Below are 12,943 nucleotides of genomic sequence, written 5' to 3' on the forward strand. Positions count from 1 at the left end.
TCGCGAAGGAAAACTCGTTAATACCATCGACAGTGAACGATATTCTAGATCATGCTAGGAGGTTGAAGGAGATTAAAGACAAGACAAAGGTACCTTCCATGTTTGAATGGGGCCTTGACATGCAATAACAGGCCCCGAGGATCATCGCTGGGTCCCGAAGCGAATCCTCCATCCCGGTCAATCATAATAAAAACGGAAAAACATTTGGGAGAGCACCGCTCCAGGTTTCCATCTGGCCTAATATCTCACTAATTAGGAGATAAATTGAGGATAAAATAAAGAAAAATGGATGCATAGTGTCATCATTGAGGTATAAATTCTGGGACCAGCCCTCTCTCCCACAGAACGAGACCTACGGAGTACCTCATCATATCAAAGCTCCTGTTCACTGCCTTGGTTGCCCTCTTGAACCTCACGAGCCTGTCCCTGAGGGACGAGTGGAAGGACTCGTTGGGGTTAACGGGTGACACGACCCTGTGCTCGGGGAGGAGGAAATAGACGTTGTAGTCGTCCGAAACCCAGGTCCCCTTCTCGGGCACTACGCGAGCTCCTGAAACGTGTTCTCGCTCCTGTCTCCCACGGAGAACACGACGTACATCCCCTTTCTGGAGAACACGAATCCCGTGAAGACCCAAGAGTAAAACGCCTTCGCGTTCCTCCTGAAGTAGGTCCACATCTCGTCCACGACCTTCACGCCCTCATTCAGCTCGTCCCTGGCTCTCCTCCACAGCTCCACGAGTTTCGCGTACTTCCTCCCTCCGTACCTCTTGATCCACGTGAATACCGTGCCCAGTGGGACCTGAAGTACCCTGGAGATGGCCCTCATGCTCATCCCGTTCGCGTACATCCTGAGGGCCCTCTCCCTCACGCTCCTATCGTGATGGTGTTTAGCTCCCTCCACGAACTTCCTCCCGCACTTCCTGCACAGGTAGAACTGCCTTCCCCTTATCTTCCCGTTCTTAACCACGTGATTACTTCCACAAGAGGGACAGGGAACGTCCCTGTAGACAGGTTTCCTTCCCCTCCTGGCCATAAGTAATACTCCCTTTACAAATATTTATACCTTAGTGACGACACTATGAATGGATGAAATGAAAATTCTGCTAAAAATTTTTATAATTGAGATAGTCTATATTTGATGATGAGCAGGTCGCCGACTAGGATAGCAATGCTGGGGATTAAAGGAGGAGTTGGCAAGTCCACCCTTGCTGCATTAATAGCGAGAGAGCTGGCATTGATGGATAAAAAAGTTCTAATCATTGACAAGGATCTCTTGGGAATATCATCCACAATTTTTGGGTTAAGGGAGAAGGGTATAGTGGCTAAGGTGGTTTCGGGCCATTCAGGTTTCCATTGCGAATTGAATTCTAGTTCCTTCATTTCTCATTATTCAATGTAGGATTAATTGAGTGATGACGTTTTGATCGTAAATAAAACGAGAAGTATATGAATATTATTCCATTCTTGTAAAAAATTATCCAAAATGTTGTAGTTATCGGCGATGGCCCAGACGATCTGAAGAAGCCTGTGGGGCGTGTGGTACTTGCCGAATCTTCTTCTCTCCACCAGGGAGTTGAAGGACTCCACCAGGTTGTTGGTGGAGAGGAGGCGCTGAAGTTCTTGGGGAAGGGAGAGGAAGGAGAGGAGACCGCGTTCCACCAGTTCCCTGACCCTGTCGGGGAACTGGAGCAGGCCAGACACTAGGAGGTCGACCTCCTCCCTTTCTTCGCGGTCCAGGCGCCTCTTGACGTGGTTGAGGCAGAGCTGCCTCTTCGCATCTATTCCCGAGAGCTCAAGCGCGGAGTCAACGGACCTGACCATGTCCGCAACCACGAGCTTGAAGTTGAACTTCCTCCACACCCTTGCAAAAAGCCTCCAGTAACTCCTCGCGTCCTCCTCCTTAGCCAGGAGGAAGTCCAGCACAGCTCTCCTTCCCTCGCGCGTGACGCCCATGGCCACCAGGAGGACTCCCTTCCCTCCCCTGAGCTTGACCCACTTCCCGTCAGCTATCACGTACTGGAAGTCTCCCTCAACCTCAAGCTCAGGGGTCCAGAGCCTCGCGTTCATCTTCCCTCCCAGCACCGAGTAGAACGTGAGCAGCTTCCTGAGCACATCTTCCTCCTCCCTCAGCAACTCCCTCTCAACCCCCGTCCTCACCCTGCCCTTCCCGTCGTACATCACGGGCAACCTCACGCTCATCCACCTGAGCCTGTACTCAATCCTCCTGCCCTCCATCACCACCGAGAATCCGGCCAGGAACCTGTACCTCGCGTATCCCCTCCTCTTGAGCCTCTTCCCCCTCGCGTACCTCGGGCTTACCTCCTCCGCCTCCCTCATGGCCAGCTCCTCCACCTCCTCAACAGGTTTATTTATGAGCCAGTGCTTAGGAAATACGGGGTCGAACACGATGTGTATCAACTCCTCCTGGAGTTGATACGCGGTTTGTATCTGAGTTGATGTCATGGTATGACATCGTGTTCGGCCCCCTTAAAGTATTACTGAAAAATGATAGATTGATTTTGATCATCCCACGTAGATTAACTAATTACAATTCGCAATGGAAACCTGAATCGCCCTGGTTTCTGGCGAACGTGATTTTTCTAAATCTATGAAGAAAATTGCAGTTAAAAATGGACTGATTACAAATATGAAATTTTTAGGGGATGGAGAAAGGGCATACTCGGATCTCGAGGTCCTCCATAGAAACCTAGAACTAATGAATATACTTCAAACTGTTTACGTTAAGTTTCTCACGGAGGAGAGCTACGATTATATTATAATTGATAATCCATCAGGTATTTCACCTGAAAGTGAAATTGACAAACAAGAAGTGAATATATACTATACTCTATTTCCAGACTCTTTAAACCTGAGAGTGTACGTGTCCACCCACCCAAGGAACGTTTTGGAGAGCACAATAAGATACATGAACACTCTGGAGAACAATTTCTACGTCAGGGGATATCCTATAGCCTTTGTGATTAACATGATCCCACCCGTGGACGAGGAGATGGAGAGGGCTAGGGAGAGGCTTAACATGTTGTTGGATAAATCCAGCGTAGTAACGGGAGTATTGATACCCATTCATCCCGATTTAATAGGATATGAGGGCGGGATAACGGAAATGCCCAGGCTGGAGGAAATGAAGGAATTGGTTGAGGTGATTGTACAGGGAAAGACCAGAGATAAGAGGGTAATAGAGCTGAATCCCATGGACAGAGTAGTAAAGCTGGTGAAGGAACGAAGATCACTGCTCATTGTGGGATCCCCTTCATCTGGTAAGGTGGAGCTTGTGGGTTCGATCTTGAGAAACATGACGATTGATGGAAAAATAAAGGTAGCTCTAGCTCTCACAAATGAGAGGATACTGGAAAGGATTAAGGAACACGAGAAACTGGATCTGCTTATCATATCCATTCTTCCAAGGTACGTTGAGGACAGGTTTTCAGCAAAGAACATAGGGGATGTCCTGAAGATGGCTAAGAGATTATCCACAGATATAATTTCAAGGATTGGAGATTCCAGGATATTTGTGCTGTATAGAACCAATGATGTATCTCCCTCCTCGCCCTGTTGCGACCTCCAGTCGCAGAGGTCAGAATACTGGAATACCATGATTAAGACGTTAAGATACAAGTCGGAGATGTCGCAAATCTTGGTCTGCGACGAAATTTCGAATCAGTGCGACGATATAATCCCGTTTGTGGATTACGTGGTAAGGACTTTTGAGGGAGGAGGTTTCAAGATACAGGAGACGTTGTGAATTGAAGGTTGACAACATTTTACTTGCATTGTCACCCTTGATAGTGTCAATCATTCTCACAACATTCACTTACGTTTCTCTTACTACGTTGTGGCTGGCTTTTGGTGTTTGGTCATCCATGGTCGTGGGTGCCTTCGTCTTCATGAATTACGCAATGGTCTACCGGAGATCTAGGGTATACACACCTGAAATAGTAGGAGAACTTCCCAAGTTGAAGGTAGCCTCTTTCGTAACCTCATTCAATGAGGATCCTAACATTGTTAAATCAACACTTGTGTCTGTAAAGCTCGCAACAGACGGATTAGGTAAGGTTTTCCTCTTGGACGATTCAACAAACCCCGAGATCAGAAAGGAGCTGGAGAAGTTCTGTCGAGAAAATGGCATAGAGTACTTCCACAGGGATAACAGACGAGGTTTTAAGGGAGGGGCCATAAATGACGCGCTCAAGAAAGTAGGAGATGAATTTGATCTGGTTGCCATTTTTGATGCTGATCAAAGGCCAGTGGAAGATTTCTTCAAACAAGTGTTACCCTATTTCAAGGATCCAAAGGTTGTCATGGTTCAAATCCCGCAGGAATATAGTGAGACTTATAGCAAGATATCTAGGGGAGCAAGGTATCAGCAGGAGCCCTTCCTGAGGGTGATAATGCCCGGGAGATCAGGTACCTCGGCCTTCTCCCTAGGTTCAGGTTCCGTCTTCAGGGTCTCTGCTTTGAAGGAGGTTGGTTACTTCGCGGAGTTCAGTATAACGGAGGATGCGGCTACTTCCATCCTTCTCCACGAGAGGGGTTACAGGACTGTGTACGCTGACGCCTCATTGATCTGGTATGGGGAGCCACCGGAAGACTTGCCCTCCTATCTCACACAGCAGAGTAGGTGGAGCTTCGGGTACTTTCAGCTATTTGGTAGATTGTTAAGGAGTAACTTGGGGTTGTCAGTCTTTTTTGACTACTACTCTGGTTTCCTCTACTGGCTGAAGGAGGGACCGGTAACGCTCATGGAGTTCGTGGCTCCCATGGTGTTTCTTATCCTAAGGGTCCCCATCGTGAAAATAAACCCTTTCCTCTATGCCATGCTTTACTTTCCCTACCTTTTGGTCACCATAGCACTGTTCAGTTTCTCAGTTAGAGGAAAGGGGGAATATGGCATGAAGGGATTCTTTTATCATCAGGTTGTAGAGTACCTCTCTTTCGTGGCAATTACTGGATCATTTATCTCATGGTTAATGAGAAGGAAAATCCCCTTTAAGGTAACGCCCAAGGGAGTGAGGAGGAACTCAAGAAACCTTAGGCTCATCTGGATGCATATTTTGGTTACTCTGCTTCTAGTTATTAGTGCCATTCTGGGCATGCTATGGTTCCTTCAGGCCAGTTCCGCCAATCTCAGATATGCCATAGCCATTAACGTGTTCTGGGCACTTTACCAAGTTCCATTTCTACTGGGTGGTATATTGTTCGCTTTATCACCAATTGAAGAAGGTAGGGAGTACGTGAGGGTTGATGCTGAAAGAAGCGGTTAAGATATCTTTAGTTAATAGTGAACATTTCTTTAAATTCGAGAGTGAAGAGAAGGATTTATGCCCATCTGTCCGGCATGTGAGATCAAACTTGATTCTTGGAGGTCCGTCACTGATCATATGAGTGAGCGGGCCCAGAGAAGCGATCCAGCTCACGTAATGTGGTTGAACCGAAACCTATCCTTGCGGGAGATGACAAAGGAGGAACTGGAGGAAAGACTGGAGGCCTTCTTCTCAGGAGAGCTGAAACCCTGGATAATCTCCAGGTTTATTGAGAAGTTTTACGGCGAGAAACCTCACCCCTTCATGGTGGCCATGCAGAACCCAAGTAGGGAGGTCCTGCTGGGATATGTGATAGAACATCAGCATTTTCTGGTCAACTGGGTCAGGATCCTTTCCAAGATAGTGTATGAGACGGAGGAGTTGCCCGTAATAAGGTATGAACTGGGGAACATAACCACGGAGTTCGTAGGTACGGAGAGCTCTCCTGCCCACTACGAGCTCCTCCTCAGGATGGGAGAAAGCCTGGGGATGAAGAGGGAGAAAATACTTTCAACCCCACCTCTCAAGGGGACAGTGGAGGCAATCAACACCTGGAGGAAGTTATCCCAGAGGCACTGGGTTGAGACCATGGCAGCCATGCATAGTCTAGAACTGGTTGCCCACAAGAACCTTAGAAGGTATGGGGCCAGGATTCACTATTTCAATGAGAGAATTCTGGATTCTCAAGATTTTCCCGAGGCGGTAAAGAACTTCCTCAGGGAGGGCTATGAGGCGGATCAGTACCACGCTGAGGAGGCCCTTGACCTGGTGGAGAGGTACGCGGTTGACCAGGAAAGGGTCAAGGTAACTGTTCTGAAGTCGTTTGATGCGTTTTCCAAGTATCTCCTCTCTAGGTTAGAGAGAGCCTGGTCACTGGAGGCTGAGGTGATAGCGTGAGGATAGTGGTGAATGGGGAGGAGGCGGGGACCAAGGAGAAGGGGTGTGCCCTTTGTGGCGCAACCTGGGGAGGGTGGTACGAGGAAGTGGAAGGAGAGAGATTGTTCTTCTGTTGCCATGTATGTGCAAGGGAGTTCATCAACATGTTAAACAAGTTAAAACAGGCCACTGGCTGGGATAGAGTGGACGAACTGGTGATCAATGGAGATTATTATAGGGGGAGGAACTGCGAGGCGAGACACGGGGAAAGATCCCTAAGTTTCTACGTAAAGTTTGGTGAGGATGCGGAGGTCACCACGTTCAGGATCCTTTCAGAAAATCACTGATCTTCCTCAGGGCTGGTGGACCTGGCCTCAGCGAGCTCATTCAGTGCAAGTATCAGGTTGGATTGGGCGAACGCCTGAGGAAAATTCCCGGTGAACAGTTTTCTTTTGGGGTCCACGTGCTCTCCCACAAGGTAGGTTCCCCTTGTGGCCTCAAGGATTCCTGATATTGTTCTTTCCGCATCCTCCACTCTTCCCAGTTTTATGTAAACCCTCGCTAGCCAGAGGCTGGCCAGAGTGAAGGGGTATCTTGCCTCCCCTAGAAAGTCTCTCATGTACCGCTTGGCCTGTCCGTCAACAACCAGGTTGCGCTCTATTTCCGTCAACGTGTTGAGGAAAGTTTCGTCACTCGGCTCCACGAATCCGTAAAGAGGTAAGGTGAGTAGGGCGGAGTCCACCTCGTCACTGCCCGGTTTCTTCACGAACTTTCCCTGATTCACACAGTTCTCCATCACCCATTCCCTGACCTCTTTCCTGACCTCCTTCCATTTGTTTTCCCTGTCCACCACCTTCATGAGCTTCCCCGCTCTCTCCAGCGCCACCCACATCATTGCCTTGGAGTGAGTGTAATGGGCCTGGACCCCCCTTTCCTCCCATATCCCCACATCCTGAAGCTTCCAGTTCTCGGACACCCAGTCCGCAATGTACTCTATTACGTCCAGATGCCCCCTCACGTAAGACACATCTCCCGTGGCCACATAATACTTGTAAAGGGCATCCATGAAGAACCCCTCAAGGTCCAGCTGAAGTTGCGCTGCGGCAGCGTTTCCAACCCTGACAGGTCTGGAGTTCATGAATCCGGAGAGCCAGGGGATCTCCACCTCCTTTGGGGGAACAGAACCGTCTATGGAGTAGAGGGGATAAAGGAAGGGCTTCGTGGTGAAGGACACCATTCTGGACAGGAACTCTATGATTCGCCTGGCGTCCATGGTGTGACCTGCTGAGATGAGGCCCTCGGCCACAATGGAGGAGTCCCTCACCCATGCGAAACGATAGTCCCAGTTTCTCACGCCTCCCTCGATCTCGGGAAGAGAGGTTGTGGGCGCAGCCACCACCGCGCCCGTGGGATTATACATTAACCCGAGGAGCATGCCCACCGAGGTCTCGTATGCCGTCACCAGATCCTCTCCCTTAAACCCTGGTATCTCAAGGCGGGAAATTTTCCCCCTTCCCTTTCCCCTCCTGATCAGGTTTCTCCAGTAGTTTATGGTCCTCTCCACTCCAGTTTCCACGTCAAACCTGAGTTCCTTCCCGAATATCCCGAACCTTTCATCGCTGAAATGTCCCAGGAAGGCGTAGCCGTCCCCTGAGATAACCCATCCCCTGCTGGTCTCCTGGATCGAGGGGAAGATCAGGTGTAGTTCCAGGAACTCCGGATTCTCCGGATTAACCAGTTTGTAGATCCCGTTACTCAACCTGTAAACCTTTGCCTTCACTCTCCCGTAGTTAAACGTTGGATCAACCCAGATCTCTCGGGGAGTCCTGGCGTTGATTTTCCTGACTAGGGAGTGTTCTCCCCTGAGAAGAAGGTCCACAACCTCAGTTCCGTCCTTAAGCACGGTTTTCAACACGTTTGGGACCAAGTACTCCTGTGTTGCCACCTCCCCTGATATGCCAAAGGAACCCCCTCTCTCGTCTAGAAGCCTGGAGAAAACGGGGGAGGAATCATATCTGGGAAATGTTAACCATACCACTTCGGTACCAGTTATTAGGGCGCCGGTGAACTCGTTGTTGATACAGAACATTCTTGAAGAGAAGTCCATGAATCCTTGGTTTAGGTGATGTAATTAAACTCTTGCGTTTCATGGCAGTTGTCAAGATGATTTCTAAAAAGAAATATTAACTGATTCGTCATTTATCACATTGCGTAATGCCTCGCAAATTACCAATGGAGTTTTCGACAAAACTTAATATAATCGTGATCAATTTATATTTATGGCATCACCACAAGAAATGAATGGAATTTCCAGACTCAGGGGCGGAATAGCCTTTGAGTTTTTAGCGGCAATTTTGGCCATCATAGGCATCATCTTTTTTGCGGGAGGCATTGCTGGAATAGCGGTAGGTTTGGTAATTCTGGTTATAGCAGTAGTGATTGGCATCATAGCATTAATAAGGCTCTATGGAGGGTTTTCGGCCTTTGGATCCCTACGTTCCCAACATGGTGCTGGGAAAGGTTGGGGTAATACTGGCTATCATTCCATATATCAACCTTGTGGGTCTCATTCTCGTAGGAATAGCCCTCTATTTCATTGGCGACAGGTACAACAATGGCACACTGAAGACAGGGGGTATAATCACTGCGATCCCGTTCATAAACTTCATTGGTCTCATCATATCCTACATAGGACTTGGCTCCATCAACTTCTCCGCAGTTCCTCAACCCTATCCACCGGGTTATGGACAGGGGACAGGACCTGGACAGGGATACGGACCTTCCACTCCACCCTCACCTTTACCGCAACAGGGCCAGCCAAACGTGTCAATTTATCAGGTAGGTCAGGGAACTCTCAGGTATAACACCGCCAACTTCACCCTCTACTCCTCAGGCCAAGCAAGGATTATGGGGGCATCCCTGGAAGGAGTGGACACCTACGCGATCAGCATCAACCCCATGTTCCTGAATCCCGGAAATAACAACGTGTCCATAAACTTCTCATCATTACCTCAAACCATGGTCCCCGGAGGGGCTTACAGGATAAAGGTGAACCTGGATAATAATACGTCAGTTTACGTAACAGTAATATATTCGCAATAATCGCAACAAGAAAATCTTTTTACGTTACTTTCTCCACCTGTCCCTTTACCTTGTCTAGGAGGACAGTCTTGGTTACCCTGAAGTAGAGAGTGTAATAATACCCACCGTACACCTGGTCCACGGAGAGGACGTTAACCTCATCGTTCACGTAGCCTCCAAGTTCCACCTCCGCCGTTCCCTTCCACATCTCTCCGTACCTGCTCTCATCTCTTAACCTGCTCACAATCTCGTATACGTCATCCTCTCCTTCTCCCCTGGAGGCAAATCTTCTCACGTTTATAAAGGGTCCGAAGTTCTTCAGGGGAAGTGAATCAGTCTTGCCCTCAAGTTCAACCCTCAGCCTGAACATTACTCCACCTCCCCTGGTCACGTAACCGCCCATCTTGAGGTCAGTTTCAGGTTTATTGTATTTTGGCAGGAGGGGATGAAGTTTCGTCATCCTTATGTTGGCAATCTTCTTGGGATATCCATCCAGCCATCCCCTAACGAGGGCCCAATCCTTATCCACCCACATGTAGGGGAAATAGAGGTAATTCTTTCCCTTGTACTCCACCTTCAGCCCTATGGCGCCCTCCATGTACTGTACCAGGTCCGGCTCCAGGTACATGTAGTCCCAGTTGGACTCAGCCGTGGAAATGAACTCTGCAATGTATACCCAACCTTCCCCATCGGTCTTCATGAACTCTGGAATAATCTGTTCTGCCCCGCTGAACCTCACGTGAGATGCTATATACGTGACGCCGTAATACCATGGTGGAGGGAAAACCGTTTGCGATCTGCCCGTCCTGGTTATGGGCATTGTGAAATCCTTTTCGGAGGACATGGAATCGAGTCCCTCGCTCTATTTTTAAAAGATATCTCTAACAAGTTTCACGGAACGAGTCAGAACACCAGGTGATCTGAAACGTATTTCAGGATCTTTCTCTGAGCGTTTCTCCAGTGATATAGAAAGGTTACCTTGCTCACTCCCAGAACCTTAGCTAGGTCCTCAGCCTCGATCTCCCTGGGGTAATTGAGGTAGCCGTTATTGAGGGCCATCCAGAATACCTTTCTTTCCATTTCAGTTAGATATGGGTAACTGGGCGAGAAGTCCTCAACCCCTACCCGGACTATCTTTCCCAGGGAGGACAATTTCCCCTTCAGTTCGCTGAGCGTTCCACTCCCCGTAACAAATGTCCAGAATTCCGTTCCCCTCTCGTTGTAGTTTCCTAGAATCAACACCTCTCTGGAGTAGAGCAGACCCGCAATGGAACCCTCATATACGTTCAGGAAATCCAGAAGCGTGTCTCCTCTGTTAGCGTAAACCCTGTTCAATTTCTTGACAGACCTGTGCGATGCCATCCTTTTCCCAAGTTCCCTTGACGGAGAAACAAGCCAGCTCCTCAAGTATCCTTTGTCAGGGTAAACCTCCAGGTTCATGGTAATTGCCCTTTCCTCCGTCTCCGATGTCCAGCATCCATCGTGAATCACCCCAATCGTCACCTTCTTAAGCACCATTTTCCATCATCTATAATCTAGTTTATACCGTAATAACCTTATACTTATAATGTTTCAATATTAAACTAGTTTGATATAACGGATTAATTACTATGAACAATTCCCAAATTATGGCAGAAAAGTCCGTAAAGGCAGGGGAAATAGTCGCCAGGATAGATAGATTGCCCATCTGGTCGCTCTCGTACATTTTCATAGGCATACTGGGGATGGGATTCCTCTTCACGTTTTTTGATATTTTTGACATAAACGTCTCCTTCATCCAGACCTCCCTCACCATATTTCACGTGAGCAGTCCCTCCTCCCCAGAGATAGGGGTCCTGTTGGGACCAGCAGTGTTACTGAACTTGGTGGGGTATATAGTTGGGTCCCTCCTTCTTTCTCCCCTATCGGACAGGATAGGCAGGAGGAACATGCTCATGATAACTATGGCTATAACGGGTCTGGGAAGCCTGTATAATGCGTTTGTTAATGATTACCCCAACTTCCTCCTGGCCAGGACCATCACCGGAGTCGGGGTTGGCGCGGATCTGGCAGTGGTTAACACCTACATAGGGGAGGTAGCTCCCACGAGTGGAAGAGCAAAGTACACCAGTTTTGTGTTCCTGTTCTCCACACTGGGAGCGGGTCTGGGTCTGTGGCTCGGACTTCTGTTGACCACCCCTCCATCTCCCTTCCCTCTGGGCCTTCCCTTCGCCCTGGGAGGCTCAGGATTCCTTGCTTTAAACGGATGGAGAGTGATGTACGGAATAGGTGCTCTCCTGGCGTTGATAGGCCTGCTTCTCAGGTTCAATCTCCCCGAATCTCCCAGATGGCTAATATCCAGGGGGAGGATAGCTGACGCTGAGACAGTGGTGAAACAGATGGAGGAGAGGGCATCCAGAAAGCTTGGGTCTCTCCCTCCCCTTCCAGCAGTAATACCTCCCTACGTGGTGGAGAGGTTGTCCTATCTTGACTCATTGAAGGCAGTAATACTTGATAGAAGGTATGCAAAGCGACTTGCGGTCCTAATTCCCATGTGGTTCTTTGGATACATGACAGTTTACGTGCTGGCTGCGGGGTTAACCACAATTCTCGCGTCGCTGGGTTATCCCCCACCAGAGGCAGGCATTATAGCTTCCTTTGGAGACATAGGGTTCATCCTCTGTGCCCTCACCATAATGTTCGTTGGAGATAAGCTGGAGAGAAGCAGGTGGACCGCAATTTCGGTGATCTTCACCGTGGTGGGAGGAATTGTGATAGCGCTAGCCAAGACAGACTTGCCCTTATCCTTCCTAGGATCATCAATACTGTTTTACGGTTTCAATCTCTGGGTTCCAGTGTCCTACGCGTGGAGTGCGGAGAGCTTCCCCACGAGGGCGAGGGCTACGGGATTTGCCCTCACTGACGGACTGGGACATATAGGAGGAGGAGTGGGAACGGTGGCAGTTGCGTCCTTCGTGGCATCTCTAGTGTCCAGCGGAGTTACCACGGGATTGGCCATTGAGGTTTTCCTGCTAATAGCATCTTTCCAGATCATCTCAACTGTTATTGCTGTAACTCTAGGGCATAAAACGGCTAATAAGAGGCTTGACGAGATATCTCCGTGAGTTACATGGAAATCAACCTTTCCGAGGGCTTAAGGGATTTAATGCGAAGGTATCCGCAGGGTGTGGCAGTGGTAACCACTGAATGGAAGGGTAAGCTGGTGGGAATGACCGTGAACACGTTCAATTCGCTATCCCTGAACCCTCCGTTGGTTCTCTTCATTGCCGATAGGAGTAGGGGTAACGACTTGCCGTTCAGGGACAGCCCCAGCTTTGCCGTCAACCTTGTGGACAGCAGGGAGGTACTTGACACTTTTGCCACCAAGCCTGTGGAGACCAGGTTTCAGGAGGTGAAGTATCAACTCTCAGGTGAGGGAGTTCCCATCCTGAGTGACGCTTACGCTTACCTGATCGCTACCAGAGGTCAGGTTGTGGATATAGGAGATCATGCTATCATAGTGGGAGAGGTGAAGGAGGTTAACCTGAGCAGGGAACCGAGCCCACTGGTTCATTACATGAGGAACTACAGGAAGGTTTGCCTTCCCTGAAGGGAAGTTCTTCAATCTTTTAGATTCCAGGTCTTTAACCAGTTTGATGTAAACCTAATAAAATTCGTAAATTAAA

General features: G+C 48.9%; 12 protein-coding genes and 1 pseudogene. 8 read left to right on the forward strand and 5 right to left on the reverse strand.

Annotation, left to right across the window (positions count from 1 at the left end):
* Positions 1-302 precede the first annotated feature (302 nt).
* Positions 303-1,033, reverse strand: a pseudogene (locus tag QVC96_RS08770) (IS1 family transposase).
* Positions 1,034-1,138: 105 nt separating this feature from the next.
* On the opposite strand from QVC96_RS08770, the gene QVC96_RS08775 reads away from it, so the two are divergent.
* Positions 1,139-1,399 (forward strand): AAA family ATPase, encoded by a 261-nt coding sequence (locus QVC96_RS08775; protein WP_287688950.1) that lies wholly within the window; start codon positions 1,139-1,141, stop codon positions 1,397-1,399.
* 2 nt (positions 1,400-1,401) lie between these two features.
* On the opposite strand, the gene QVC96_RS08780 is transcribed toward QVC96_RS08775, so the two are convergent.
* Positions 1,402-2,463, reverse strand: a complete 1,062-nt coding sequence (locus QVC96_RS08780; RefSeq protein ID WP_425597945.1) for a transposase — start codon at positions 2,461-2,463, stop codon at positions 1,402-1,404.
* Between the two features lie 184 nt (positions 2,464-2,647).
* On the opposite strand from QVC96_RS08780, the gene QVC96_RS08785 reads away from it, so the two are divergent.
* From QVC96_RS08785 to QVC96_RS08800, 4 genes are read left to right on the forward strand one after another with little or no spacing between them, the layout of a single operon-like run.
* Positions 2,648-3,763 (forward strand): hypothetical protein, encoded by a 1,116-nt coding sequence (locus tag QVC96_RS08785; RefSeq protein WP_287688951.1) that lies wholly within the window; start codon positions 2,648-2,650, stop codon positions 3,761-3,763.
* A gap of 43 nt (positions 3,764-3,806) precedes the next feature.
* On the forward strand, positions 3,807-5,282 hold the full coding sequence (locus QVC96_RS08790; protein WP_287690463.1) for a glycosyltransferase family 2 protein: 1,476 nt from the start codon (positions 3,807-3,809) through the stop codon (positions 5,280-5,282).
* Between the two features lie 57 nt (positions 5,283-5,339).
* Positions 5,340-6,218, forward strand: a complete 879-nt coding sequence (locus tag QVC96_RS08795) for a C2H2 type zinc finger domain-containing protein (RefSeq protein ID WP_287688952.1) — start codon at positions 5,340-5,342, stop codon at positions 6,216-6,218.
* Positions 6,215-6,544, forward strand: coding sequence for a TA0938 family protein (locus QVC96_RS08800; RefSeq protein ID WP_287688953.1), 330 nt, complete (start codon positions 6,215-6,217; stop codon positions 6,542-6,544). Before QVC96_RS08795 ends, QVC96_RS08800 begins: the two co-directional genes overlap by 4 nt.
* Here QVC96_RS08800 and treH1 read toward each other — a convergent pair.
* On the reverse strand, positions 6,538-8,304 hold the full coding sequence (gene treH1, locus QVC96_RS08805) for an alpha,alpha-trehalase TreH1 (RefSeq protein WP_287688954.1): 1,767 nt from the start codon (positions 8,302-8,304) through the stop codon (positions 6,538-6,540). The genes QVC96_RS08800 and treH1 overlap by 7 nt on opposite strands.
* Before the next feature lie 377 nt (positions 8,305-8,681).
* Here treH1 and QVC96_RS08810 point away from each other — a divergent pair, with 377 nt between their 5' ends.
* Positions 8,682-9,299 (forward strand): DUF973 family protein, encoded by a 618-nt coding sequence (locus tag QVC96_RS08810; RefSeq protein ID WP_287688955.1) that lies wholly within the window; start codon positions 8,682-8,684, stop codon positions 9,297-9,299.
* Between the two features lie 19 nt (positions 9,300-9,318).
* On the opposite strand, the gene QVC96_RS08815 is transcribed toward QVC96_RS08810, so the two are convergent.
* Both QVC96_RS08815 and QVC96_RS08820 read right to left on the reverse strand, forming a co-directional pair.
* Positions 9,319-10,122, reverse strand: coding sequence for an acetoacetate decarboxylase family protein (locus QVC96_RS08815; protein WP_287688956.1), 804 nt, complete (start codon positions 10,120-10,122; stop codon positions 9,319-9,321).
* 59 nt (positions 10,123-10,181) lie between these two features.
* Positions 10,182-10,796, reverse strand: coding sequence for a helix-turn-helix domain-containing protein (locus tag QVC96_RS08820; RefSeq protein ID WP_287688957.1), 615 nt, complete (start codon positions 10,794-10,796; stop codon positions 10,182-10,184).
* A 110-nt stretch (positions 10,797-10,906) separates the two neighbouring features.
* Between QVC96_RS08820 and QVC96_RS08825 the strand changes: the two genes are divergently transcribed.
* Both QVC96_RS08825 and QVC96_RS08830 read left to right on the forward strand, forming a co-directional pair.
* On the forward strand, positions 10,907-12,382 hold the full coding sequence (locus tag QVC96_RS08825; protein WP_287688958.1) for an MFS transporter: 1,476 nt from the start codon (positions 10,907-10,909) through the stop codon (positions 12,380-12,382).
* A 5-nt stretch (positions 12,383-12,387) separates the two neighbouring features.
* Positions 12,388-12,867 carry a flavin reductase family protein gene (locus QVC96_RS08830; protein WP_287690464.1) on the forward strand — a complete coding sequence of 160 codons (480 nt, stop codon included), beginning with the start codon at positions 12,388-12,390 and terminating at the stop codon, positions 12,865-12,867.
* Positions 12,868-12,943 lie beyond the last annotated feature (76 nt).

This window comes from Metallosphaera javensis (ex Sakai et al. 2022), assembly GCA_021654415.1.
GTDB lineage: Archaea > Thermoproteota > Thermoprotei_A > Sulfolobales > Sulfolobaceae > Metallosphaera > Metallosphaera javensis.

Coding starts and splice junctions, on each gene's coding strand:
- QVC96_RS08775 (WP_287688950.1), top strand. CDS start 1,139: ATGATGAGCAGGTCGCCGACTAGGATAGCAATGCTGGGGATTAAAGGA.
- QVC96_RS08780 (WP_425597945.1), bottom strand. CDS start 2,463: ATGACATCAACTCAGATACAAACCGCGTATCAACTCCAGGAGGAGTTG.
- QVC96_RS08785 (WP_287688951.1), top strand. CDS start 2,648: ATGAAATTTTTAGGGGATGGAGAAAGGGCATACTCGGATCTCGAGGTC.
- QVC96_RS08795 (WP_287688952.1), top strand. CDS start 5,340: ATGCCCATCTGTCCGGCATGTGAGATCAAACTTGATTCTTGGAGGTCC.
- treH1 (WP_287688954.1), bottom strand. CDS start 8,304: ATGGACTTCTCTTCAAGAATGTTCTGTATCAACAACGAGTTCACCGGC.
- QVC96_RS08815 (WP_287688956.1), bottom strand. CDS start 10,122: ATGTCCTCCGAAAAGGATTTCACAATGCCCATAACCAGGACGGGCAGA.
- QVC96_RS08820 (WP_287688957.1), bottom strand. CDS start 10,796: ATGGTGCTTAAGAAGGTGACGATTGGGGTGATTCACGATGGATGCTGG.
- QVC96_RS08825 (WP_287688958.1), top strand. CDS start 10,907: ATGGCAGAAAAGTCCGTAAAGGCAGGGGAAATAGTCGCCAGGATAGAT.
- QVC96_RS08830 (WP_287690464.1), top strand. CDS start 12,388: ATGGAAATCAACCTTTCCGAGGGCTTAAGGGATTTAATGCGAAGGTAT.